Origin of the sequence: Nonomuraea sp. NPDC050404 (genome assembly GCF_040655495.1) — a bacterium.
Taxonomy (GTDB): Bacteria; Actinomycetota; Actinomycetes; order Streptosporangiales; family Streptosporangiaceae; genus Nonomuraea.
In genome coordinates, this window is sequence record NZ_JBFAKB010000004.1 from 92,401 (window position 1) to 111,301 (window position 18,901).

At 70.5% G+C, this 18,901-nt stretch carries 19 protein-coding genes and 1 pseudogene; 7 read left to right on the forward strand and 13 right to left on the reverse strand.

Annotated features, from left to right (window positions below; translation table 11 throughout):
• Positions 1 to 15 precede the first annotated feature (15 nt).
• Positions 16 to 516 (reverse strand): GNAT family N-acetyltransferase, encoded by a 501-nt coding sequence (locus tag AB0I81_RS12010; RefSeq protein WP_360654175.1) that lies wholly within the window; start codon positions 514 to 516, stop codon positions 16 to 18.
• Between the two features lie 52 nt (positions 517 to 568).
• On the opposite strand from AB0I81_RS12010, the gene AB0I81_RS12015 reads away from it, so the two are divergent.
• Positions 569 to 1,228, forward strand: coding sequence for a hypothetical protein (locus AB0I81_RS12015; RefSeq protein WP_360654178.1), 660 nt, complete (start codon positions 569 to 571; stop codon positions 1,226 to 1,228).
• 24 nt (positions 1,229 to 1,252) lie between these two features.
• On the opposite strand, the gene AB0I81_RS12020 is transcribed toward AB0I81_RS12015, so the two are convergent.
• Together AB0I81_RS12020 and AB0I81_RS12025 are read right to left on the reverse strand one after the other, a co-directional pair.
• A complete protein-coding gene (locus AB0I81_RS12020; protein ID WP_360654181.1) occupies positions 1,253 to 2,392 on the reverse strand; it encodes an acyl-CoA dehydrogenase family protein in 1,140 nt (379 codons plus the stop codon).
• A 13-nt stretch (positions 2,393 to 2,405) separates the two neighbouring features.
• Positions 2,406 to 5,747, reverse strand: a complete 3,342-nt coding sequence (locus tag AB0I81_RS12025) for an indolepyruvate ferredoxin oxidoreductase family protein (RefSeq protein WP_360654184.1) — start codon at positions 5,745 to 5,747, stop codon at positions 2,406 to 2,408.
• Between the two features lie 176 nt (positions 5,748 to 5,923).
• On the opposite strand from AB0I81_RS12025, the gene AB0I81_RS12030 reads away from it, so the two are divergent.
• Positions 5,924 to 6,364 (forward strand): Lrp/AsnC family transcriptional regulator, encoded by a 441-nt coding sequence (locus AB0I81_RS12030; protein ID WP_360654187.1) that lies wholly within the window; start codon positions 5,924 to 5,926, stop codon positions 6,362 to 6,364.
• 8 nt (positions 6,365 to 6,372) lie between these two features.
• Here AB0I81_RS12030 and AB0I81_RS12035 read toward each other — a convergent pair whose 3' ends face one another.
• The gene (locus AB0I81_RS12035) at positions 6,373 to 7,587 is read right to left on the reverse strand and encodes a DUF11 domain-containing protein (protein ID WP_360654190.1); all 1,215 of its coding nucleotides are present in this window, start codon (positions 7,585 to 7,587) and stop codon (positions 6,373 to 6,375) included.
• 91 nt (positions 7,588 to 7,678) lie between these two features.
• On the reverse strand, positions 7,679 to 8,161 hold the full coding sequence (locus AB0I81_RS12040; protein WP_360654193.1) for a GNAT family N-acetyltransferase: 483 nt from the start codon (positions 8,159 to 8,161) through the stop codon (positions 7,679 to 7,681).
• 211 nt (positions 8,162 to 8,372) lie between these two features.
• Between AB0I81_RS12040 and AB0I81_RS12045 the strand changes: the two genes are divergently transcribed.
• On the forward strand, positions 8,373 to 9,089 hold the full coding sequence (locus AB0I81_RS12045; protein ID WP_360654196.1) for a methyltransferase domain-containing protein: 717 nt from the start codon (positions 8,373 to 8,375) through the stop codon (positions 9,087 to 9,089).
• Here AB0I81_RS12045 and AB0I81_RS12050 read toward each other — a convergent pair.
• The gene (locus AB0I81_RS12050; RefSeq protein ID WP_360654199.1) at positions 9,073 to 9,837 is read right to left on the reverse strand and encodes a TetR/AcrR family transcriptional regulator; all 765 of its coding nucleotides are present in this window, start codon (positions 9,835 to 9,837) and stop codon (positions 9,073 to 9,075) included. The two genes, AB0I81_RS12045 and AB0I81_RS12050, sit on opposite strands and share 17 nt — an antisense overlap.
• A gap of 83 nt (positions 9,838 to 9,920) precedes the next feature.
• On the opposite strand from AB0I81_RS12050, the gene AB0I81_RS12055 reads away from it, so the two are divergent.
• Positions 9,921 to 10,760 carry an alpha/beta hydrolase gene (locus tag AB0I81_RS12055; RefSeq protein WP_360654202.1) on the forward strand — a complete coding sequence of 280 codons (840 nt, stop codon included), beginning with the start codon at positions 9,921 to 9,923 and terminating at the stop codon, positions 10,758 to 10,760.
• Positions 10,761 to 10,764: 4 nt separating this feature from the next.
• Here AB0I81_RS12055 and AB0I81_RS12060 read toward each other — a convergent pair whose 3' ends face one another.
• Together AB0I81_RS12060 and AB0I81_RS12065 are read right to left on the reverse strand one after the other, a co-directional pair.
• Positions 10,765 to 11,079, reverse strand: a complete 315-nt coding sequence (locus tag AB0I81_RS12060; RefSeq protein ID WP_360654205.1) for a hypothetical protein — start codon at positions 11,077 to 11,079, stop codon at positions 10,765 to 10,767.
• Positions 11,076 to 11,435: a hypothetical protein gene (locus tag AB0I81_RS12065; RefSeq protein WP_360654208.1), complete on the reverse strand. Its 360-nt coding sequence runs from the start codon at positions 11,433 to 11,435 to the stop codon at positions 11,076 to 11,078. The genes AB0I81_RS12060 and AB0I81_RS12065 overlap by 4 nt, the downstream gene beginning before the upstream one ends.
• A gap of 112 nt (positions 11,436 to 11,547) precedes the next feature.
• Here AB0I81_RS12065 and AB0I81_RS12070 point away from each other — a divergent pair.
• Both AB0I81_RS12070 and AB0I81_RS12075 read left to right on the forward strand, forming a co-directional pair.
• Positions 11,548 to 11,721 (forward strand): annotated as a pseudogene (locus AB0I81_RS12070) (winged helix-turn-helix domain-containing protein); the annotation flags it as partial.
• Between the two features lie 27 nt (positions 11,722 to 11,748).
• Positions 11,749 to 12,300, forward strand: a complete 552-nt coding sequence (locus AB0I81_RS12075) for a UTRA domain-containing protein (protein WP_360655514.1) — start codon at positions 11,749 to 11,751, stop codon at positions 12,298 to 12,300.
• A gap of 17 nt (positions 12,301 to 12,317) precedes the next feature.
• On the opposite strand, the gene AB0I81_RS12080 is transcribed toward AB0I81_RS12075, so the two are convergent.
• From AB0I81_RS12080 to AB0I81_RS12090, 3 genes are read right to left on the reverse strand one after another with little or no spacing between them, the layout of a single operon-like run.
• On the reverse strand, positions 12,318 to 12,848 hold the full coding sequence (locus AB0I81_RS12080; protein ID WP_360654211.1) for a GNAT family N-acetyltransferase: 531 nt from the start codon (positions 12,846 to 12,848) through the stop codon (positions 12,318 to 12,320).
• Positions 12,849 to 12,902: 54 nt separating this feature from the next.
• The gene (locus AB0I81_RS12085; protein WP_360654214.1) at positions 12,903 to 13,412 is read right to left on the reverse strand and encodes a GNAT family N-acetyltransferase; all 510 of its coding nucleotides are present in this window, start codon (positions 13,410 to 13,412) and stop codon (positions 12,903 to 12,905) included.
• Between the two features lie 18 nt (positions 13,413 to 13,430).
• On the reverse strand, positions 13,431 to 14,225 hold the full coding sequence (locus tag AB0I81_RS12090) for a helix-turn-helix transcriptional regulator (RefSeq protein ID WP_360654217.1): 795 nt from the start codon (positions 14,223 to 14,225) through the stop codon (positions 13,431 to 13,433).
• A 130-nt stretch (positions 14,226 to 14,355) separates the two neighbouring features.
• Between AB0I81_RS12090 and AB0I81_RS12095 the strand changes: the two genes are divergently transcribed.
• Positions 14,356 to 14,913 (forward strand): carboxymuconolactone decarboxylase family protein, encoded by a 558-nt coding sequence (locus tag AB0I81_RS12095; protein WP_360654220.1) that lies wholly within the window; start codon positions 14,356 to 14,358, stop codon positions 14,911 to 14,913.
• 69 nt (positions 14,914 to 14,982) lie between these two features.
• Here AB0I81_RS12095 and AB0I81_RS12100 read toward each other — a convergent pair whose 3' ends face one another.
• Complete coding sequence (locus AB0I81_RS12100) at positions 14,983 to 15,795, reverse strand: alpha/beta hydrolase (RefSeq protein ID WP_360655517.1); 813 nt, start codon at positions 15,793 to 15,795, stop codon at positions 14,983 to 14,985.
• A 191-nt stretch (positions 15,796 to 15,986) separates the two neighbouring features.
• The gene (locus AB0I81_RS12105; RefSeq protein ID WP_360654223.1) at positions 15,987 to 18,878 is read right to left on the reverse strand and encodes an AAA family ATPase; all 2,892 of its coding nucleotides are present in this window, start codon (positions 18,876 to 18,878) and stop codon (positions 15,987 to 15,989) included.
• Positions 18,879 to 18,901 lie beyond the last annotated feature (23 nt).

The window sequence follows — 18,901 nt, forward strand, 5'->3', positions numbered from 1 at the left end:
GCGGATACCTCGCTGTCACGCCGACTGCCCATAGAGATGGACGACCTGGCCACCATGGGTGATGTCGCGCAGGTGCCGGTGCCCGATGCGTTCAGCCACCGAGATGGAGGGCCGGTTCCCGGGCCGGATGAGCGAGATCACCTCACCGGCTCCAAGTTCGTCGAAACAGTACCGAAGTGCGGCCCGAGCGGCCTCCGTCGCATATCCCTTGCCCCAGTGCCTACGACTCAGACACCAGCCAACCCCCAGCCCAGGAAATCCGTACGGCTGCCACGGCCCGGCCCGCCCCACGAACTCACCGGTCGCCTTCTCCACCAGCGCCCAGTGCGAGTAACCACGGATCTCCCGGTGGCCGATGAAGGTGGCCAGGCTCCGCCAGGCATCCGCGGGCGAGGTACCCACCGCCTCCGCCAGCCCTCCGGCCACCTCCGGATCGGACAACATGGCGGCGTAGTCGTCGAAGTCCTCTCCTGTGAGAGGACGCATAATGAGGCGCTCGGTCTCCAGTTGACTCATGAATGTCAGTCTGTACGGGAAATACTCCGGTGGTCGAGCAGATGGATGGCGCATGGGACAGGACGAGGTTTCGACGTGGGACGGCGTCACCTTGAGATCGAGTTACAACGACAGGGCGGTCGAGGAACGCGACAAGCTGGCCGACGCGGCACGTGACGGAAACTGGGCCGGCCTTTTCGATCTGCTCGAAGCGAACCCTCATTGGATCAACAGCGGCAGAGTCGGCGGCAGCAGCGGATACGCCCCGCTTCACCAGGTCGCCTGGCACGGTGCCGACGCCGACATCGCCCACCGGCTGGCCGCGGGCGGCGCCTGGCGCATGCTGCGCACGGCCCAAGGAGAGCGACCGGTCGACATCGCCGATCGCAGAGGACACCACCATCTCCTGGTACCGCTCACCCCGGTCATCCACCACCGCCTGCCGGCCGAGACCATGAAGTCGATCCAACACCACTTTCACACGCTGATTCACCACCGTGCCGGTGATCTGATCACCGATCAGCAGTTGCGCCTTCCCGAGCTGGAACCACTCACCGAGCAGCGAAACCCAGCCTGCTGGTTTGCCGTCCCCGGCATGTACGGCGGTTTCAGCTATCGATTGGAGCGAGCCGAACTGACCGTGGAAAGCTGGTGTCGCGTCGTTGGAGGATCAGGTCAACGCCACATTGTCGGCGAACACGGCGCACGACTCGTCGCCGAGGGTTTCGTCTGATCGGGGTTCTCGCATATTCAGGAGCTACTTGGCGAGATGACGGCTGATGACGAGGCGCTGGATCTGGTTGGTGCCCTCGAAGATCTGCATGATTTTGGCCTCGCGCATGTACCGCTCGACCCGGAACTCCCGCGTATACCCATACCCCCCGAACACCTGCACCGCATCCGTGGTCACCTTCATCGCCGCGTCCGTGGCCACCAGCTTCGCCACGCTCGCCTGACGGCTGTAGGAAAGCCCCGCGTCCCGCCGCCGGGCGGCATCCAGGTACGTGGCCCGCGCGCTGTCCACCGCCGCCGCCATGTCCGCGAGCAGGAACCCCAGCCCCTGATGGTCGATGATCTTCTTGCCGAACGTCTGCCGCTCCTTGGCGTACGCGACGGCCTCGTCCAATGCCGCCTGGGCAAGGCCGGTGGCGCAGGCGGCGATGCCGAGGCGGCCCGAGTCGAGGGCGGCGAAGGCGATCTGCAGGCCCTGGCCCTCTGCGCCGATCAGGCGGTCGGCGTCCAGGATCGCGCCGTCCCAGTGGGCGCTGGTCGTCGGCACGGCGTGCAGGCCCATCTTCTCCTCGGGCCGTCCGAACGTGAGGCCGTCCGCCGAGCCGGGCGCGAGGAAGCAGGACACGCCGCGCGAACCCGGGCCCGTACGGACGAAGAGGGCGTAGAAGTCGGCGATGCCGCCGTGGGTGATCCATGCCTTGTTGCCGGTGATGCGGTAGCCGGTCTCGACGCGTTCGGCCTTGCAGGTCAGTGCCCCGGCGTCGGAGCCGGCCTGGGGCTCCGACAGGCTGTAGCCGCCGATCAGGTGGCCGGCGAGCATGTCGGGGAGCCAGCGTTCGCGCTGCTCAGCCGTGCCGAAGGCCGCCACGGGGAAGCAGGAGAGGGTGTGCACGCTGGTGGCCACCGCGACGGCCGCCCAGCGCATCGCCAGTTCCTCGATGACCTGCAGATACACCTCGTACGGCTGCCCGCCGCCCCCATGCTCCTCCGGGTAGACCAGCCCGAGCAGCCCGGCCGCGCCCAGTGTGGCGAACAGCCCTTCCGGGTACGTCTCCGCGCGCTCATGCTCGTCAACCCGGCGCGCCAGCTCCTTGTCGGCGATCTCCCTGGTCAGCTCGATGAGGTCCTTGGCGTCCTGGTCGGGCAGCAGGCGGTCGACTGTCACGGTCACTACTCCCTCAGAGGTTGTCCAGGGACTTCCTGGCGCGGTCGCGGAACTCGGCGACCCGGGCGAGCTTGATGTCCTCGTACCCGCGGATCAGGTCGGGCAGGCCCGCGATCTCCTCGACGGCGTCGGCGTTCGAGGGGGTGAGGCGGGTCAGCGCCGTGCGTACCAGCTCGCGGTACTCGCCGACCAGCTCCCGCTCCACCCTGCGCACCCCGGCGCGGCCGAACACGTCGAGCGCCGTGCCGCGCAGCACCCGCGCGGCCCGCAGCCCGCGGAACAGCACCCCGGCCGAGCGGCCCAGCCTGATCTTGCGCTTCATGCCCATCGCGCGCAGCACGGGCGGGTGCAGCAGCACCGACACGGCCGCGTCCGCGCCGAACTCGCGCTCGCGCCGCTGGACCTCCGCGGGGTCGAGGTGGAGGCGGGCGACCTCGTACTCGTCCTTGTAGGCCATCAGTTTGTGCAGGCCGCGGGCGTAGGCGAGGGTGATCGCGGTGCCTGCCTCCTGGCCCGCGCGCTCGATGGCGAGCGACTTCACCTGCTGGACGTCTTCGGCGTACGTACGCGCATAAGTGGTGTTCTGGTAGCCGGTGAGGTCCGTCACGCGCGCCGCCACCACGTCCTCCAGCCCTTGAGCAGGCTCGGCGGCGTCCGGCAGGAGGGCCGCCAGGACCGCAGACGGGTCGGACACGGCGGCGCGGCCCCAGCGGAAGGCGGCCAGGTTCTGTTCGACGGCGGCCCTGTTGAGGGTGATGGCGCGTTCGATCGAGGCGGCGCCGACGGGCAGGCAGCCCTGCTGGTACGCGGCCCCGAGCAGCAGCAGGTTGGCCGGCATGTGGTCGCCGAACAGCGCCTCCGACAGCGCGTGGGCGTCCACGCAGAGCTGGTCGCGGGTGGCGGAGGCCACGCGCGCCACCGCGTCGGCGTGCCCGGGGACGGGGGCGCGGCCGGTCACCATGGCGGCGGTGGGCACGACGGAGGTGTTCAGCACGGCGACGGTACGTTCGGGGGAGGCGACGTCGAGGGTGGCGTCGGCCGCCGCGCCCAGCACGTCGAAGCCGATGAGCACGTCGGCCCCGCCCCGCGAGGCGCGGACGGACCCGCTCGGCGCCCGCTTCCCGATCCGCACGTCGCTGACCACCGGGCCGCCCTTCTGCGCCAGCCCGGTCTGTTCGAGACCGGCCGCGTGCAGCCCGTCCAGGTGGGCGGCCATCTGCAGGATCTGCGAGACGGTGACGACGCCGGTGCCGCCGATGCCGGGCATCCTGATCAGCACTTCGTCGCCGTGGTCGGGGATCGGCTCCGGCGGTTCCACGGGCAGGTCGGGCGTCCTGCGTGGCTGTTTCGTACCGGGTTCGACCAGCAGGAACGAGGGGCAGTCGCCCTTGAGGCAGCTCATGTCGGAGTTGCAGGAGGCCTGGTGGATGCGGGTCTTGCGGCCGTACGCGGTCTCGACCGGCTGTACGGACAGGCACGTCGAGACGTCGCCGCAGTCGCCACAACCCTCGCAGACCCGCTCGTTGATCACGACCTTCTGGGTGGGCGTGGGCAGTTTGCCGCGCTTGCGCAGCCGCCGTTCCTCGGCCGCGCACCGGTCGTCGTGGATCAGCACGGTCACGCCGCCGAGCGCGGCCAGCTCCCGCTCGACCTCGGGAAGGTCGTCGCGGTGGCGTACGGAGGCGATCGGCGCCAGCCGGACCCCGCGATAGGTCTGTGGTTCCGGCGTGGTGATCACGATCCGGCGCACGCCCTCGACGGCCAGCTCGTGGGTGAGCGCGGGCACGTCCAGCCTGCCCTCCGGGCGCTGGCCGCCGGTCATGGCGACGGCGTCGTTGTAGAGCAGCTTGTACGTCATCGACGCCCCGGCCGCGACGGCGGCCCTGATCGCCAGGGAACCGGAGTGGTGGTAGGTGCCATCGCCCAGGTTCTGCACGAAATGCCGGTCCTCGGTGAACGGCGACAGCCCGAACCACTGGGCACCCTCGCCGCCCATCTGGGTGATGCCGACCTGGGTGCCACGCCCGTGCCCGTCCAGCGCGATCATCGCGTGGCAGCCGATGCCCACGCCGACCAGCGTCCCGTCGGCCGTACGGGTGGAGATGTTGTGGGGGCAGCCCGAGCAGAAGTACGGCGTGCGCGCGGCCACCACGGGAAGCAGGCCGCGCCGTCGTGTCCGGCGGGGTTGATCAAGGTTCAGGCAGGTGGCGATGGCCTTGGTCACGTCCTCCGCGCTCAGCGTGCCACGGGCGGTCAGGAGTTCGCGGCCCACGACGGCCGGGGGACGCTCGCTCCCGTACAAGGCCTGCTTGAGTTGGCCCTCCAGGAACGGCACCTTGTCCTCGACGACCAGCACCTTGTCCAGGTCGCGGGTCATGGCGGCCAGCTCGTCCCCGGCGACGGGGAACGGCATCGCCAGCCTGATCAGCCGGATCCCGGCCTCGTCGGGGTCCAGGCCCAGGTCCGCCAGGGCGCGCTCGACGATCGCGTACGTGCCGCCGGCGGCGAGGATGCCGAGGGTCGTGTTGGCCGCGCCCGACATGACGCGGTTCAGTCCATGGGTGCGGGCGTACTCGCGGGCCAGGTCGAGGCGGCGGGTGAGCATGTCGTGCTCGGCGTCCAGAGCGGCCGCGCCGAGCAGGATGGGGGCCGCGCCCTTGACCCGCGCCTCGGGAGCGGGGATGCCGGCGCGCAGCGGGCCGAGGTCCACGGTGGCGGAGGCGTCGGCGATGTCGGCGACGATCTTCAGGCCCACCCACAGGCCGGTGGCTCGCGACATGGCCACCGCGTGCAGCCCGTACTCGATGATCTCCGCGACCGAGCCGGGCGCGAGCAGCGGCATGGACAGGCTCTGGCACATCGGCTCGCACGTGCTGGGCAGCGTGGAGGACTTGCAGCCGGGGTCGTCGCCGATCCACGCGACCGCGCCGCCGAGCGGGGCCGTGCCGGCCGCGTTGGCGTGCCTGATGGCGTCGGCGGCCCGGTCGAGGCCGGGGTTCTTGCCGTACCAGAAACCCGTCACGCCGTCGTGGCGCCTGCCGGGAACCTGTTCCAGGAGCTGCGTCCCGGCAATGGCCGTGGCGGCCAGCTCCTCGTTCAGCCCGGCCCGGAACACCACGCCCGCCTGGTCGAGGAAGCGGCTCGCGCGGCCCATCTCCAGGTCCACGCCGCCGAGCGGCGAACCCTGGTAGCCGGTGACGTAGGCCCGGGTGTTCAGGCCGCGCGCCTCGTCCAGGCGGCGCTGTTCCAGCGTCAGGCGGACCAGGGCCTGGATGCCGGAGATGAGCACCCGGCCGTCGAGCGCCGTGTATTTGTCGTCGAGCGACACTGGGGCGGGAGTCTCGCTCACGCTCACGCGGACCTCCTGGTCGTCGTCGTACGCGCTCTTCCTGTGGCTTCCAGCACAGCAACGCGGGCATGATGTGCGCAAGTATTAGATGAGAAAGCGGGCCAAAGACGCAAACAATATGAGTTCATGAGCTTCGTGCATGTGGTTATTTGCGCCTGAGGGGGGCGTTCTCCTTGCCTGACGTGGATGAGATCGATCACCAGGTGCTCCGTCTCCTGCGGGAGGACGGGCGCCGTACCTTCTCCGAGATGGCCGAGCGTATCGGGCTGTCGGTCGCGGCGGTCAAGCGGAGGGTGGATCGGCTGAGGGAGCTCGGCGTGATCACCGGGTTCTCCGTGCAGATCGACTACGCCAAGCTGGGGTGGGGCATTGAGGCGTTCACCGAGCTGCGCTATCCGGGCACGACGCCGGTGGCCGAGATCATCCGCACCGCGACGGACGTGCCCGAGGTGCAGGCGGTGTTCACGATCGCCGGCGATCCGGACGCGCTGATCCACGTACGGGTGCGCGACCTCGGCCACCTCCAGCAGGTCATCGACCGGTTGCGCCGGGCGGGGGACGTGACGGGGACCAAGACGCTGCTGGTGCTGGGATCGTGGACTCGGGAGGCGCCGGTGCCGTGAGTGGCCCGTCAGCTCGGTCGCCCGGCGTCGTCGCGCTCCTGGCGTGAGAAGAAGCGTACGAGCAGGCCGATCGCCATCAGCACCGCCACCCCCAGGCCGAGCATCCAGACCGAGGCGCCGGTCAGGGGCAGTTCGGTGGTGTCGTCGCGGTGGTGCGCCGGGGGTGGCACGTCGGGCTCCTCCGCGCGGGCCGCGGCCGGGGGAGTGCCGCTGTCGTCCTGACGGGGCTCGTGCCGCGCCGGACCTGCGCCCTTGTCCTCTTGTACGGCCTGCCGCTCGTGGTGGCTGGGGCTCGGTGCGGGCTGCGGCGGGGCCGGAGCGGGGCTCTGGCTCGGGGGCTGCGCGGGCTCGACCATCGTGCGGGCGCAGGAGCTGTTGTCGGCGGTACGGTCGTCGCGGGCGGCGGCGTGCACGGTGGCGCAGGTCTCGATCAAGCCGGTGGTGCCGGGGGCGATGGTGTACGTGAGCGTTCTGCTCTCGTCCGGCGCGAGGGGGCCGAGGGGGCAGGAGCGGCCCTGGCCGCATTCTGATGGTTGTTTCGCCTGGCCGGGGCCCTGGACGGTGACGTCCGTCGCCTGGGACGGGCCGTGGTTGGTGACCGTCAAGGTGTAGGTGATCGTGCCGCCGGGGCTCGTGGCCGCGCTGTTTCGGAGCTCCAGGTCGGCTCTGGCCTGGGTTCTGGTGAGGAGCCGGGTTTCGGCGGGGTTCGTGTCGAGGGCTGTGATGTGGGCGCGGTTGGTGAGTTTCGTACCGTCCTGGAGGGTTGGTTCTGTTGTGACCGGGATGTCGTAGACGATGCGCTGACCTGCGGGGATCGTCAGGCCGGGGCCGCCGCAGGTGATTGTGCGGTTGGTGAGCAGGCAGTCTCCGGGGAGCGGGCCGGGGGAGACGTTCTGGTCGAGGACGTCGGTGATGACGGCGTCGGTGGCGTCGCCGTTGCCGAGGTTGGTGACGGTCAGGGTGTAGACGGACTCCGCGCCGATGATCATCGGGTCTGGGGTTACGGTGCTTGCGATACGCAGGACGGCCGGCCTGGGGGTCTCGGGTGGCCTGGGGCGGTCGCCAGGTCTGGGGTTTCCGTTTTCGGCAGGTCTGGGGTTTTCGGCAGGCATGGGGCTTTCGGCTTCCGACGCCGGGGTGGGGGCGGCGGCCGGCTCGAATGTCCAGCCGCCGCCCAGTGCGGCGAGCGCGATGAGTGCCGCGATCCCGGGCCTGCCGCCCATGTCCTACCCCCGCGTCTTGCCTGCTCGACCCGGGGACGATCCTCCTCCTGCCCGGGAGGGCCGCGTGGGCGTGATGGCCGTTTCTTTGCTTTTAGAGCTGCCGGTAGTAGACGGCGACCGGGAGTGGTGTGCAGCCGAGTTTCTCGTACAGGGCTCTGGCGGGTGCGTGGAAGGGGTCGCCGCCAGTTCCGATTTCGACCACTTCGGCTCCGAGGGCACGCATCTCGGCGAAGGCGTGTTCGCACAGGGCGGAGCCCACGCCGTGCCTGCGGTACGCGGACGCGACGGCGACGTGCGAGATGGTGCCGTTCCTGCGGGCCGGATCGACGCTCCAGGCGACGTAACCGGCGATGGCGTCGTCCGCCTCGGTGACTGCGACGTACTTGTGCGAGGCGGGGTCGTGCAGGTCGGCGACCTGCTTGCGGTAGTCGTCCCGCCAGTCGCCGTGCTGGTTGGCGAAGATCACCTCGCCGACCAGGGGGCGGAAGTGATCCTCGTAGAACGGGCCGAACGTCTCGATGGTCAGTTCGGTGAGCTGCGCCAGATCGTGCTCGACGTACGTACGGATATGCATGGAAGTGCGCCTTTCGGGCTGAGGGTCCGATGGACAAGGGCATCGGTCGGCCAGTTGTTGGCGGCGAGCGCCCTCAGCGGCGGGTACGCCAGGCGGCGAAGCACTCCATGGTTCGTCATGCTAGCTCGCGTCCGCTGCACGAAGACAGCGGATTTCCGCGCTCGACGAACACCCTTCTGCCGCCGGGCCGCCCGATCATAGGGTCTTGGTCATGACGGGCGTTGCGCGCTACGACGAGATCGCCGACTTCTACGCGTCCGGCTGGACCGACGTCATCGACGACCCGGCCTCCCGCCGCCTGCTCGACCTGCTGGAGCCGATCGCGGGCCGGCGCGTGCTGGAGATCGCCTGCGGGCACGGGCGGATCAGCCGTGAGCTGGCCCGGCGGGGTGCCCAGGTGGTAGGCGCCGACATCTCGGCCGCGCTGATCGAGAAGGCGCGGAGCGCCGAACGCGAGACGCCGCTGGGCATCCGCTACCTGCGCGCCGACGTCACAACGGGGGACGCGCTGCGAGATCTTGGCCCGTTCGACGCCGTGGCCTGCAGTTTTGGCCTCTCCGACATTGACGACCTCGAAGGCGCTCTCGCGACCACCGCCGCCGCCCTGCGTCCTGGCGGCGTATTAGCCTGCTCGATCCTGCACCCCTGCTTCCCCGGTGGTCAGAGCGTCTCGGGGTCATGGCCGGGCGACGCCCGTTATTACGCCGAGGGCTGGTGGCGGGCCGATGGCGAGCTGTCGTCGCTGCGCCGTCAGGTGGGCGCCAACCACCGCACGCTCTCGACGTACCTCAACGCTTTCCGCCGTCACGGCCTGCTGCTGGAGGAGATGTACGAGCCCGAGCCCCCGCAGGAGTGGGCGGCCAAGCGTCCGGACGCCGCCAGGTTCCCCGTGTTCCTCGTCATGGGCTTCGTCAAGGGCGGCGCGTAAGCTCGCCGGCCGCGTCGTGGCTGGCGGCCAGACCTTCCAGGAGGCACTTCAGCGCGAACTCGAAGCGGCGCTCACACTCGCTCTCCACGTCGATCTCACGGGTGGCGGCCATTCGGCGGGCCAGCATCGGGTGGCGATCGGCGACCTCCCGCAGGTAGGTCGTGGCGACATGCTCGCTCCAGCTACCCCCGCCCCCAGCCCCAGCCCCGATCCGGGCCTCGCTCATGCGCTCAAGTGAGTCGATCCAGGACACCTGAGAGATCACCGCACCGACCACGTGATCATTGATCGCCGACATCGCCGCGTCCACATCCGCGTCGGCGAACCCGGCACGGGCCAGCAGTTGCAGACCGGTCTCGGCCAGCGCGAACGCGTTCGGCCCGAGGTTCGGCCTGACGGTCAGCTCCCGCAGCGCCCATCGGTGGCGCAACAACATCTCGCGGTTGCCACGGGCCAGCGCCGCCAGCGCACGCCGCCAGTCGGCCTCGGCCGGATCGGTGCGCACCTCGCCCAGGACCCGGTCGAGGGCCAGTTCGAGCAGGTCGTCCTTGGTGCGTACGTACCAGTACAACGAACCGGCCGTAACCCCCAGCTCGGAGGCGACCCGGCGCATGGAAAGCCCGCGATGCCCGTCGGCGTCCAGCACGGTGACGGCCACGGAGACGATCTGGTCACGGGAGAGCTGACGGTCGCGCGGGGGCCGGTGCGGGCGCAGCCACACGGAACCGTCGGAGTCAGTGAGCGCCACGGGACCACCGTACCGGATCTTGACGACCGGAGTTCAACTGTCTTATACATGGTTCAAGGGTTGATGAACGACGTTTAAGGAGCATGATGCCCGCCTCCGCGACCGCCGAGCCGCTGTTCCGCCCCAACGGGGTGCTGCCGGGCGAGTTGCACGTGACCGAGCTGGGTCCGGAGGGCGCGCCACGAGTGATCTTCGTGCATGGGGCCACGAGCTGGGGTGATGATCCGATGGCCGGGTTCGCGGCGCAGCGCCCGCTGGCCGGCCGCTTCCGCCTGCTGCTCGTGGACCGGCGGGGCTATGGCGACAGCCCGGACGCGGGGGAGCGGTTCGCCAGCGACTACCTGGCCGACGCCGACGACCTGGCCGAACTGCTCGGCGAGGGCGCCCATCTGGTCGGTCACTCGTACGGCGGCGTCGGCGCCATGATCGCCGCAGCCCGCCGCCCCGAGGTGGTGCGGTCGCTCACCCTGATCGAGCCGGGCTGCTACCAGGCCGCCGCCGACGACCCGGCCGTGGCCGCCGCACTGCGCGCCAACCGCGCCGCCTACGCCAACCTGCCGGAGCTGACCCCCGAGCAGTGGCTGCTCTCGGCCACCGAGCCGATGGGCCTGCCACCCCTTGAGCCCACCCCGCGCCGCCTGCGCGCCGCCGCCACCGTCCTGCGCGAGCGTGTCTGCTGGGAGGCGGGAGTGCCGCTTCCGGCCCTGCGGGCGGCCACGTTCCCCAAGCTAGTGATCGCGGGAGCCTGGGACAACGTGCCGCAGTCCTTCCGGGAGCAGGGCGGCACACCCCTCATGAGGTGCGCCCAGATCACCGCCGAACGCATCGGCGCCCGCCACGTGACGATCCCCGGTGCGGGCCACAACGTGCACGTGGAGGCGTCCGAGCAGGTGAACGCCCTCCTTGCGGAGTTCTGGGGCTGAGGTCTCACCGGAGATGGCCCATGAGCAGGGCGTTCCACTGCGCCGCCGCGACCGGGGCAGGCCACGAGTAGCTGTGCTCGATCACTTCCGCGCCTGCCCTGTCGCGCCGGGTCCGCCTGATGAACCGCAGGCCGCCCGCCTGCCGCAGCTCGTAGAAGGTGCCGGTGCAGTCGCACGTCCACAGCAGTACGCGTCCGTCTTGTATTGGAACGTTCCATTTCAACGGCTCGCAATGGGAGGTGGGCGGGCTCACGTGCGGGCTGAGGCAGCGGGGCGGCCTGTCGGCTCTGCTGATCCATCCGTCGGGTGGTTGCGTCATGGGGACACCGCCTGGGGTAGTTCGCACCACGCGATGTGGCCGCCTTCCGGGGAGGTGGTCGTGCCGAATGCCCTGACCCGGCGGGAGACTTCCGCCCAGCCGCCAGGGCGCGGGGCGGCTGGCGCGTTGGGGTCCTTGACGAGAATGACGAGGCCGCCGTCGGGCATCGGGAGCAGCTTGATCTCGAAGGAGCCGTCTCGGGGCGTGTGATGGAGTGCCGCGGCCACCAGCGCGCTGCCGACTTGTACCGCGTCGGCGAGGGAGATCCGGGACTGCTGGGCGTCGACGGTCGTCGTGATCCATGCGGAGGTCGTCTCGATGGACTCGGGAGCGCCGGGGAATGTTCGATGCAGCATAAGACCGCCATGCTAGGGGTTCAGAAATGCTTGCTTAACCCCTAGCTTGAGGCTGGCGGAGCGGGCCTGTCAAGCTGCTTCCGTGAATGAGGGAGACGCGCGACCTCGGTATATGGAGATCGCCGACGATCTTCGGGCCCGCGTCACGAGCGGCGGCCTCTCCGAAGGAGACCGGCTTCCCTCAATCCCCGAACTGGTCCGTGAACATGGGATCTCCTCCAACACCGCGCAACGGGCACTCGGCATTCTCGTGGCTGAGGGGATCGCTGAGGCTCGCTCGGGTTCCGGCACTTATGTGCGGGCAAGGCCAAGAGTGCAACAACTGGTCAGAAGCTGGAACCGCAACGCACGCGGCGGCAGCCCCTTCGCCGCTGAGATGGCGGCTCAGGGGCAGGCGGGCACCTGGAGCTATGACAGTCGCACCGCCTCGGCCCCACCGGAGATCCGCCGGCGGCTTGGCCTCGACGAGTCGGCCGAGGACCTTGACGTGATCCGTACCCGCTATGTCTTCCGTGGCGACGACCGGCCGGTGATGTTGTCCACGACGTGGGAGCCGCTGGGGATGACGCGCGGGACACCGATCGTCCTGCCCGAGGACGGGCCGCACGCGGGCAAGGGCGTGGTCGAGCGCATGCGCCAGATCGGCGTCCAGGTGACCCACGCCGCCGAGGTGGTGTCGGCCAGGAACGCGACGGTGGAGGAGGCGAAACAACTCGACCTGCGCGCGCCGGCCATCGTCCTGACCATCGAACGCACGTACTACGCCGACACCCGCCCCATCGAAACCGCCGACATCATCATCCCCGCCGACCGCTACCAGGTCCTGTACGGCACCTCGATCTGGGACGAGCCCACAGCCGAGTAGACCCCCTGCCGGGACGGTCACTCGTCGCGCAGTTCGTCTTCGAGCAGGCCCATAAGGATCATGTCGTACCATTCGCCGTCCTGGCGGAAGCACTCGCGCAGCCGGCCCTCCTCGACGAAGCCCACCTTCTCGTAGATCCTTCTGGCCGCCGCGTTCTCCGTCACGACGTCCAGGCCGATCCGGTGCAGGCGCATCTCGCGGAACCCGTACCTGCACATGAGCCGCATCGCCTCGGTCGCGTAACCCCGGCCCCAGACGTCCTTCTCGCCGATCTGGACATCCAGCTCCGCATGCCCGACCTCCGGTTCCGCGTCCCTGAGCCGGATGAACCCGACGGCCCGCCCGTCGTCGAGCGACTCGATGATGAACCGGCAGTTCCGGTAGTTGTTGGGCGGGATCGCGGCCAGCCGTTCGCGCGCCTGTTCGAGCGACTCGGGATATCCGGCGAACATCCAGCGCACCACGTCGGGGTCGTTCCCCCAGCGCCAGATGGCCTCGAAGTCGTCCGGGGTGGTGGCGCGCAGGCGGACGAGCTTTCCGTGCAACATGACCGAGTTCTACCAACGCGCGACCATGGCCATCAACCCGATTGTCGCGACGCGTCAGCGCAGGAGCAGTTCGTACTCGACCTGGGCGAGCGGGTTGCCGTCGCCGTAGTCGTGATCGCGTACCGTGCCCGATTCCGTGAAGCCGCTCCTGGTGTAGAAGCGGCGCGACTGCGGGGTGTCGCGCAGGGTCCACAGGTGGGTGTGGGTGAAGCCGTCCGCGCGGATCCGGTCCAGGACGGCGGTCATGAGGGCCTGCGCGATGCCACTGCCCCAGCCTTCCGGGTGGCCGTAGAAGCCGAAGATCTCCGCCGAGCCGGGGCGGATGGAGGAGCGGCCGAAGAAGGAGAAGGCGAGAGGGCGGCCGTCCAGTGCGGCGAGCAGGGCGGTGTCCTTGCCCTCGGCGAGCACGTCACGCCACTTGGTACGCCGGTTCAGCACCGCCTGCGCGAAGAACTCCGGCGCGAAGAAACTCGCATAGGCGGCCTGCCAGGATTCGGCGTGGATCTCGCCCACCGCGTCGCCATCGGCTGGGGTGGCTTGGGACACCGTGAAGACTTTGGTCATCGAGTTAACCTATGAGGCTTATGTCCAGCGATGCAGCTCGGTTTCGGGATCTGCGGGGTAGAAGCTTTCCACTCGTAGCTCCTGGGCGGTGATGTCCTGCGGGGTGCCGACGGTGGTGATCATGGAGAAGTAGCTGACGGCCACCCCGCCCTTGGTGAAGTGGATGGGGACGATCGGCAGGATCGGGGCGGTGAGGTCGGGTTCGTGCCAGCCGGTGGGGAGGCCCGGGGTGGAGAGAACCTCGGCCAGCAGGGCCTTGGTGGTGGGGTCCGGGATGCCGCCGACGGCTTCGCGGTGGACCCGCTGGATGAGGGCGGGGGCGACCTGGGGCCAGTTGGCGACGTGCGGGCGCAGCTCGCGGGGGTCGAACATGAGCCTGATCACGTTCGTGCTGTCGGTGGGGGGTGGAGTGCCACGTAAGAAGGCGAACATGATGTTGGCGGGGCGGTTGGTCTGCGTGATGTTCCAGTGGCGGTCCATGACGACGGCCGGGTACGGCTCGTGGTGGGTCAGAGCCCGTTCCAGTGCCCTGCGGATGGCGGCCATGGCTGGTTCCGCGATGGCGGTTTCGCGGTAGGCGGGGGCGTAGCCGGCGGCGAGCAGGAGGTCGTTGCGTTCGCGCAGGGGGACATCGAGGGCGCCCGCGAGGGTGAGGATCATGGCGCGGCTGGGGGTGGAGCGGCCGCTCTCGACGAAGCTGAGATGACGCGGTGAGACCTGGGCGTGGTGGGCCAGGGCGAGCTGGCTCATCCGCCGTACCTGCCGCCAATGACGCAGCAGATCCCCCAGCGGGCAGCGGGCTGGTGTGCGCACATCTCACAGTCAACGGCCTGAGATGTCCGAGCGCACTTCCCTCGGAGGGAATTGGAACGGGGCGCGGGGCCGCCGACAGTGAGGACTCCGGCCAGGGAACAGCCCGTGGCCGGTCAATGGAGGTCTCGCCATGACCGTCTTCACCGTTCACTCCGTCGAATCGGCTCCTGAGGCGTCCCGGCAGCCGCTGGAGGAACTGCGGCAGCGGGTGGGGTTCGTGCCCAACCTGGCCGGCTCCATCGCCGGGTCTCCGGTCGCGATCGACGGCTTCAACGAGTTGCAGCGCGCGCTGCGGCAGACCACGCTCACCGGGGCCGAGCGAGAGGTGATCGGGATCGCGGTCAGCGTGGCCAACCGGTGCGCGTGGTCCGTGGCCGCGCACTCCGCCTTCGCCGAACGGGCGGGACTGGCGCCGGAGGTCATCGAGGCGCTGCGGGCCGGCAAGGACGAACTGCCGGACGAGCGCATGGACGCGCTCGCCACCTTCGTCAGGGCGCTGCCGCGCTCCGGCGGGCCAGTCGGCCCTGACGAGCTCGACGCGGTGCTGGCGGCCGGGTTCTCGCAGGTACAGGTGCTGGAGGCGATCACGCAGGCGGCGTTCACGACCATGGCCAACTGGGTCGCCAACGCCACCGGCACGCCTCTGGACGCCGCGCTGGCGGGCAAGGCCTGGCACGGAGCCGCCTGAGCGTACCCGAAGCACTGACAACAAGGCCGATGGCGGCCGCCCGCCTGCGGCCGCCATCGGGTAAGAGAATCAGGAGCCGGGGCAGGTGTGGCGGTACTCCTGAATCGACGACCCGCTCGGCGGCGGGCACAGGAAGCGCTCATAGCGGGTGTCGTCATCGACGTACCGCTTGAGCCAGGACACCATCGACTTGGCCATGGTGGTGTTGGTGGTCTGCGGGAAGAAGTGGCTGGCGCCGTTCAGCTCCAGGTACGCCTTCTCCGACGAGGACGGGATGCTGTTGTAGAAGGGCTCGGAGTGCGTGGTGACCGAGGCGACGCTGTCGTTCTCACCGCCGATGATCATCGTCGGGACGCGTACGCCCGACCACGACTTCGTCAGGTTCCAGGGCGCCAGGGGGACGGCGGCCTGGAGGGACGGGCGGTCGTTGGCGGCCTCCAGGGTGCCGCCGCCGCCCATCGAGTGGCCGGCGACCGCGAGCCTGGAGCCGTCGATGCGGCTGCGTACCGCGGTCGTGCTGTCCTCGACCAGGTAGTCCAGCGCGGCCAGGAGCTGGCGGCCCCGGCTGGCGGGCTGGTCGTAGACGGAGTTGGTCTCGATGCCGATCACGACGAAGCCGTGTGAGGCGATCCTCGGGCCTAACCAGGACAGGCTGGACCACCTGGCCGTGTACCCGGGAGAGATGGCGATCGCGCCGAACGTGCCCTGGCTGGTGTCGGTCGGGTAGTAGATCGTGCCGCCGCCGAAGCCGCTCACGCTCAGCGAGGACACGCTGGTCTGCGAGGTCGAGAACGGGCCGCGGCTGGCTTCGAGTATGGAGTCGGTGGGGTCGGGGCCGCGGTCGTACGGGCCTTGTGCCGCCTGCGCGGGGGAGGCGGCCATCAGGGCGCCGCCGATCAGTGAGACGGTGAGGGCGAGCTTGGTCAACGTTCGCGCGCCGGATCGGGGGGTAGGAAGCTGCACGTCGTCTTACTCCCTGCTCATTGGGGGTGTCGCTGGGGGGTGACAGCTGTCTGTCGCCATTGTTCGGATGCGCAGTCAGCCGTGCATCGGTGAAATCACCGGTCCTGTAATCAGGACATGAGGCGTACCAGTTCGACGCGGGAGCGGATGCCGAGCCGGCTGAAGATGTTCCTGAGGTGATGCTCGACGGTACGGCGACTGAGGAAGAGCTGCTCGGCCACCTCCTTGTTCGTGGCGCCCTCGGCCACCATGCGGGCGATCTGCAGTTGTTGCGCCGTGAGCTGGCCCATGGTCGCCTCCGGGGCCGGGCGGACGGGTTCGCCGGACGCGCGCAGCTCCGTCCTGGCCTGCTCGGTCCACATGCGCGCGCCGTAGCGCTCGAACGTCTCCAGCGCCGAGTGCAGGTGGGTCCTGGCCGCGCCGGGGCGGCGGTCGCGGCGCAGCGCACTGCCGTACAGGAGTTGGGTACGGGCCGCCTCGAACTCGTACACACCCTGCCCGTGCAGGTCGAGCGCCTCCCTGAACAGCTCTTCCGCCTCGCCGGGGCCGGCCGCGAGCAGCGCGCGGCTGCGCGACACCAGCGCGCGCAGGTCGGGGCTGCGCGTGCTGCCCACCCAGCCCTCCATCACCTTCAGCGCGGCGCGGGCCGCCTCATGGTCGCCGGTACGCGCGCACGCCTCGATGAAGTGCGGCGTGGCCATGACCCGGATGACGACGTGGCTGTTGTTACGGCGCTCCGCGCGCAGCCGGCCGGCGGCGTCGGCCGGGCGGCCCGCGGCCAGGTCGAGATAGGCCAGCGCCCAGTTGCCGATGGCGCCCGCGATGCCCAGGTCGTGGGCGTCGGCCAGGCCGATGGCGGCGTCGGCGCGTACCCGGCAGGTCTCCTGGTCACCTTCGACCGCCGCGGTGATCGCCAGCCAGGCCAGGTGCTGGGCCGCCGTGTTGAGCTGGCCGGTCTCCTGCGCCAGGCGCAGCCCTTGGGCGGCGGTCGCGGCCACGGAACCGTAGCGGCCCATCCAGATCTCCGGGTAGATCATGTACTCCAGGAGCTGCGGCATGGCCGAGACCGCGCCGCGCACGCGGGCCGCCTCCACCGCGCGGGCCGACAGGCGGTGGGCGGTGGCGTCCTCGCCGAGCAACATGCTGGCCACGCAGGCCCAGACGAGCACGGCCGGGTCGCGTACCGTGCCCGCCAGCTCCACCACCCGCCGCAGCGGGGCCGCCGCTTCCCGGTGCGAGCCGCTGAACGTGGAGGCCATGCCGGCGAGGTACTCGAACATGAGCTGCGTCGGCACCGTCTCGTCCGGGCGGCGCAGGGCGGCGGCCTGGCGGGCGATCGCGATGAACGCCCGGTTGTCGCCGGCGCGGTAGCTGGCGTCGGCGGCTCTGACCAGGGCGCGGACGCCCAGCATGCGGTGGCTCTCCAGCAGCCAGGCCGCCGCGGAGAGCAGCTCTTCGCGGGCGCTTCCGGTCTCGCCGCCGAGCAGTTCGAGGCTGCCGTGCAGGAGTTGTACGTGGGCGCGTAATTCGTCCGGTGCTGCCAGGTTGCGCAGTCTGGCGAGGAGTGACCTGGCGACCTGGGGGCGGCCCGACACCCAGGCGTACCTGGCGGCGGCGGCCAGGCGTTCGGCCTTGGCGGGGTTGTGGTGGTCGGTGAGCTCGGAGGCGCGTTCGAGGGCCAGGTACGGCTCGGGGTGGGTGTGGGCGGGGTGGGCTTCGATCGCGGCGGCGGCCAACTCGTCGGCCAGGACGGCGGTGGGGCCGTCGAGCGCGCAGGCCCGATGCCAGGCTCGGCGTAATCGGCCGCTGGTGGGCCCGTTCTGGCCGGGTTGGTTCGTTGCGCGGTCGGGGTGGCCGGTTGCGGGTCTGGGATGCTCATCGTCTTGGAGGAGGCCGGCCAGCAGGCGGTGGGCGCTGCGGCGGCGTAAGAGGGAGGCGCCGTAGTACGCCACTCCGCGCATGGCCGGGTCGCGGAAGTCGTAGCGGTCGCCGGTGGAGTGCAGGATGCCCGCGCGCTCGGCCGGTTCCAGCGCCGTGAGCGGGCACGCGGGCCGGGCGGCCCGGATGAGGGTGGGGACGTCGAGACCTGGGTCGGCGGCGATCAGGAGCAGCAGCCGTGCGGCCTCCTCGGGCAGCGCGGCCAGGCGGGCCGCGTGCTCCCGCCACAACCGGCCCTCCCTGGGCAACGCCGCGGGCGGGGCGGCCAGGCCGGCGAGCTGGTCGGGGGTGAGCGAGCCGATCAGCTCGGCCAGGGCGAGGGGGTTGCCGTGCGCGATCTGGTCCAGCGCCGCCAGCAGATCCTCGGCCACCTTCCCCGGCGCCAGGTCACCGGCCAGCTCCTGTACGGCCCGCGCGTCCAGCCCGCTGAGCGCCAGCACCGGCACACCGCCCAGCCCGTCCAGCGTCGGCCCACTTCCCAGCGTCGGCCCGCCCCCCAACGCTGGCCCGCTTCCCAGTGTTGGCCCGCCTCCAAACCCGCTCTTGGGTCCGCCGGGGGTCCGCTCGCCCTCGCGGGTCGCGAACACCAGGGCCACCGGCTCGCCTGACAGGCGTCTGGCCGCGAAGGACAGTACCTCGCGGCTGGCCGGGTCCAGCAGGTCCACGTCGTCCACGCAGGCCAGCACCGGTTGCCGGGCGGCCACCGCGGACAGCAGCCCGAGTACGGCGGCGGGCAATGCCAGCCCGCCCGCGCCGCCCGTACCGGACTCCAGGGCCGAGATCAGCGCGCGGGCCTGAGTGCCGGGCAGGGTGGCGGCGGCGCAGGCGGTGACCGGCCGCAGCAGGCCGTGCAGCCCGGCGTACGGCAGCCGCGACTCCGACTCCACCCCCGAGACCCTCAGCACCCGGAAGCCTGGCGCGGCGCGCGCGGCGGCCAGGTCGAGCAGCGCCGTCTTCCCCATGCCGGGGGCCCCGACCAGCAGCAGAGCGCCGCCGGAGCCGGCGCGGGCGCCGTCGATCAGCCGCTGCAGGGCGCGTTCCTCCTCGCCGCGGCCACGTAACACGGGTACGGGCATGACAGGGGACA

Excerpts from the sequence above, each read along its gene's own strand:
- AB0I81_RS12015 (WP_360654178.1), top strand. The coding sequence starts at position 569 with ATGGGACAGGACGAGGTTTCGACGTGGGACGGCGTCACCTTGAGATCG.
- AB0I81_RS12080 (WP_360654211.1), bottom strand. The coding sequence starts at position 12,848 with ATGTTGCACGGAAAGCTCGTCCGCCTGCGCGCCACCACCCCGGACGAC.
- AB0I81_RS12100 (WP_360655517.1), bottom strand. The coding sequence starts at position 15,795 with ATGGCCGCCTCCCCCGCGCAGGCGGCACAAGGCCCGTACGACCGCGGC.
- AB0I81_RS12010 (WP_360654175.1), bottom strand. The coding sequence starts at position 516 with ATGAGTCAACTGGAGACCGAGCGCCTCATTATGCGTCCTCTCACAGGA.
- AB0I81_RS12040 (WP_360654193.1), bottom strand. The coding sequence starts at position 8,161 with ATGCATATCCGTACGTACGTCGAGCACGATCTGGCGCAGCTCACCGAA.
- AB0I81_RS12060 (WP_360654205.1), bottom strand. The coding sequence starts at position 11,079 with ATGACGCAACCACCCGACGGATGGATCAGCAGAGCCGACAGGCCGCCC.
- AB0I81_RS12045 (WP_360654196.1), top strand. The coding sequence starts at position 8,373 with ATGACGGGCGTTGCGCGCTACGACGAGATCGCCGACTTCTACGCGTCC.
- AB0I81_RS12035 (WP_360654190.1), bottom strand. The coding sequence starts at position 7,587 with ATGGGCGGCAGGCCCGGGATCGCGGCACTCATCGCGCTCGCCGCACTG.
- AB0I81_RS12055 (WP_360654202.1), top strand. The coding sequence starts at position 9,921 with ATGATGCCCGCCTCCGCGACCGCCGAGCCGCTGTTCCGCCCCAACGGG.
- AB0I81_RS12085 (WP_360654214.1), bottom strand. The coding sequence starts at position 13,412 with ATGACCAAAGTCTTCACGGTGTCCCAAGCCACCCCAGCCGATGGCGAC.
- AB0I81_RS12065 (WP_360654208.1), bottom strand. The coding sequence starts at position 11,435 with ATGCTGCATCGAACATTCCCCGGCGCTCCCGAGTCCATCGAGACGACC.
- AB0I81_RS12095 (WP_360654220.1), top strand. The coding sequence starts at position 14,356 with ATGACCGTCTTCACCGTTCACTCCGTCGAATCGGCTCCTGAGGCGTCC.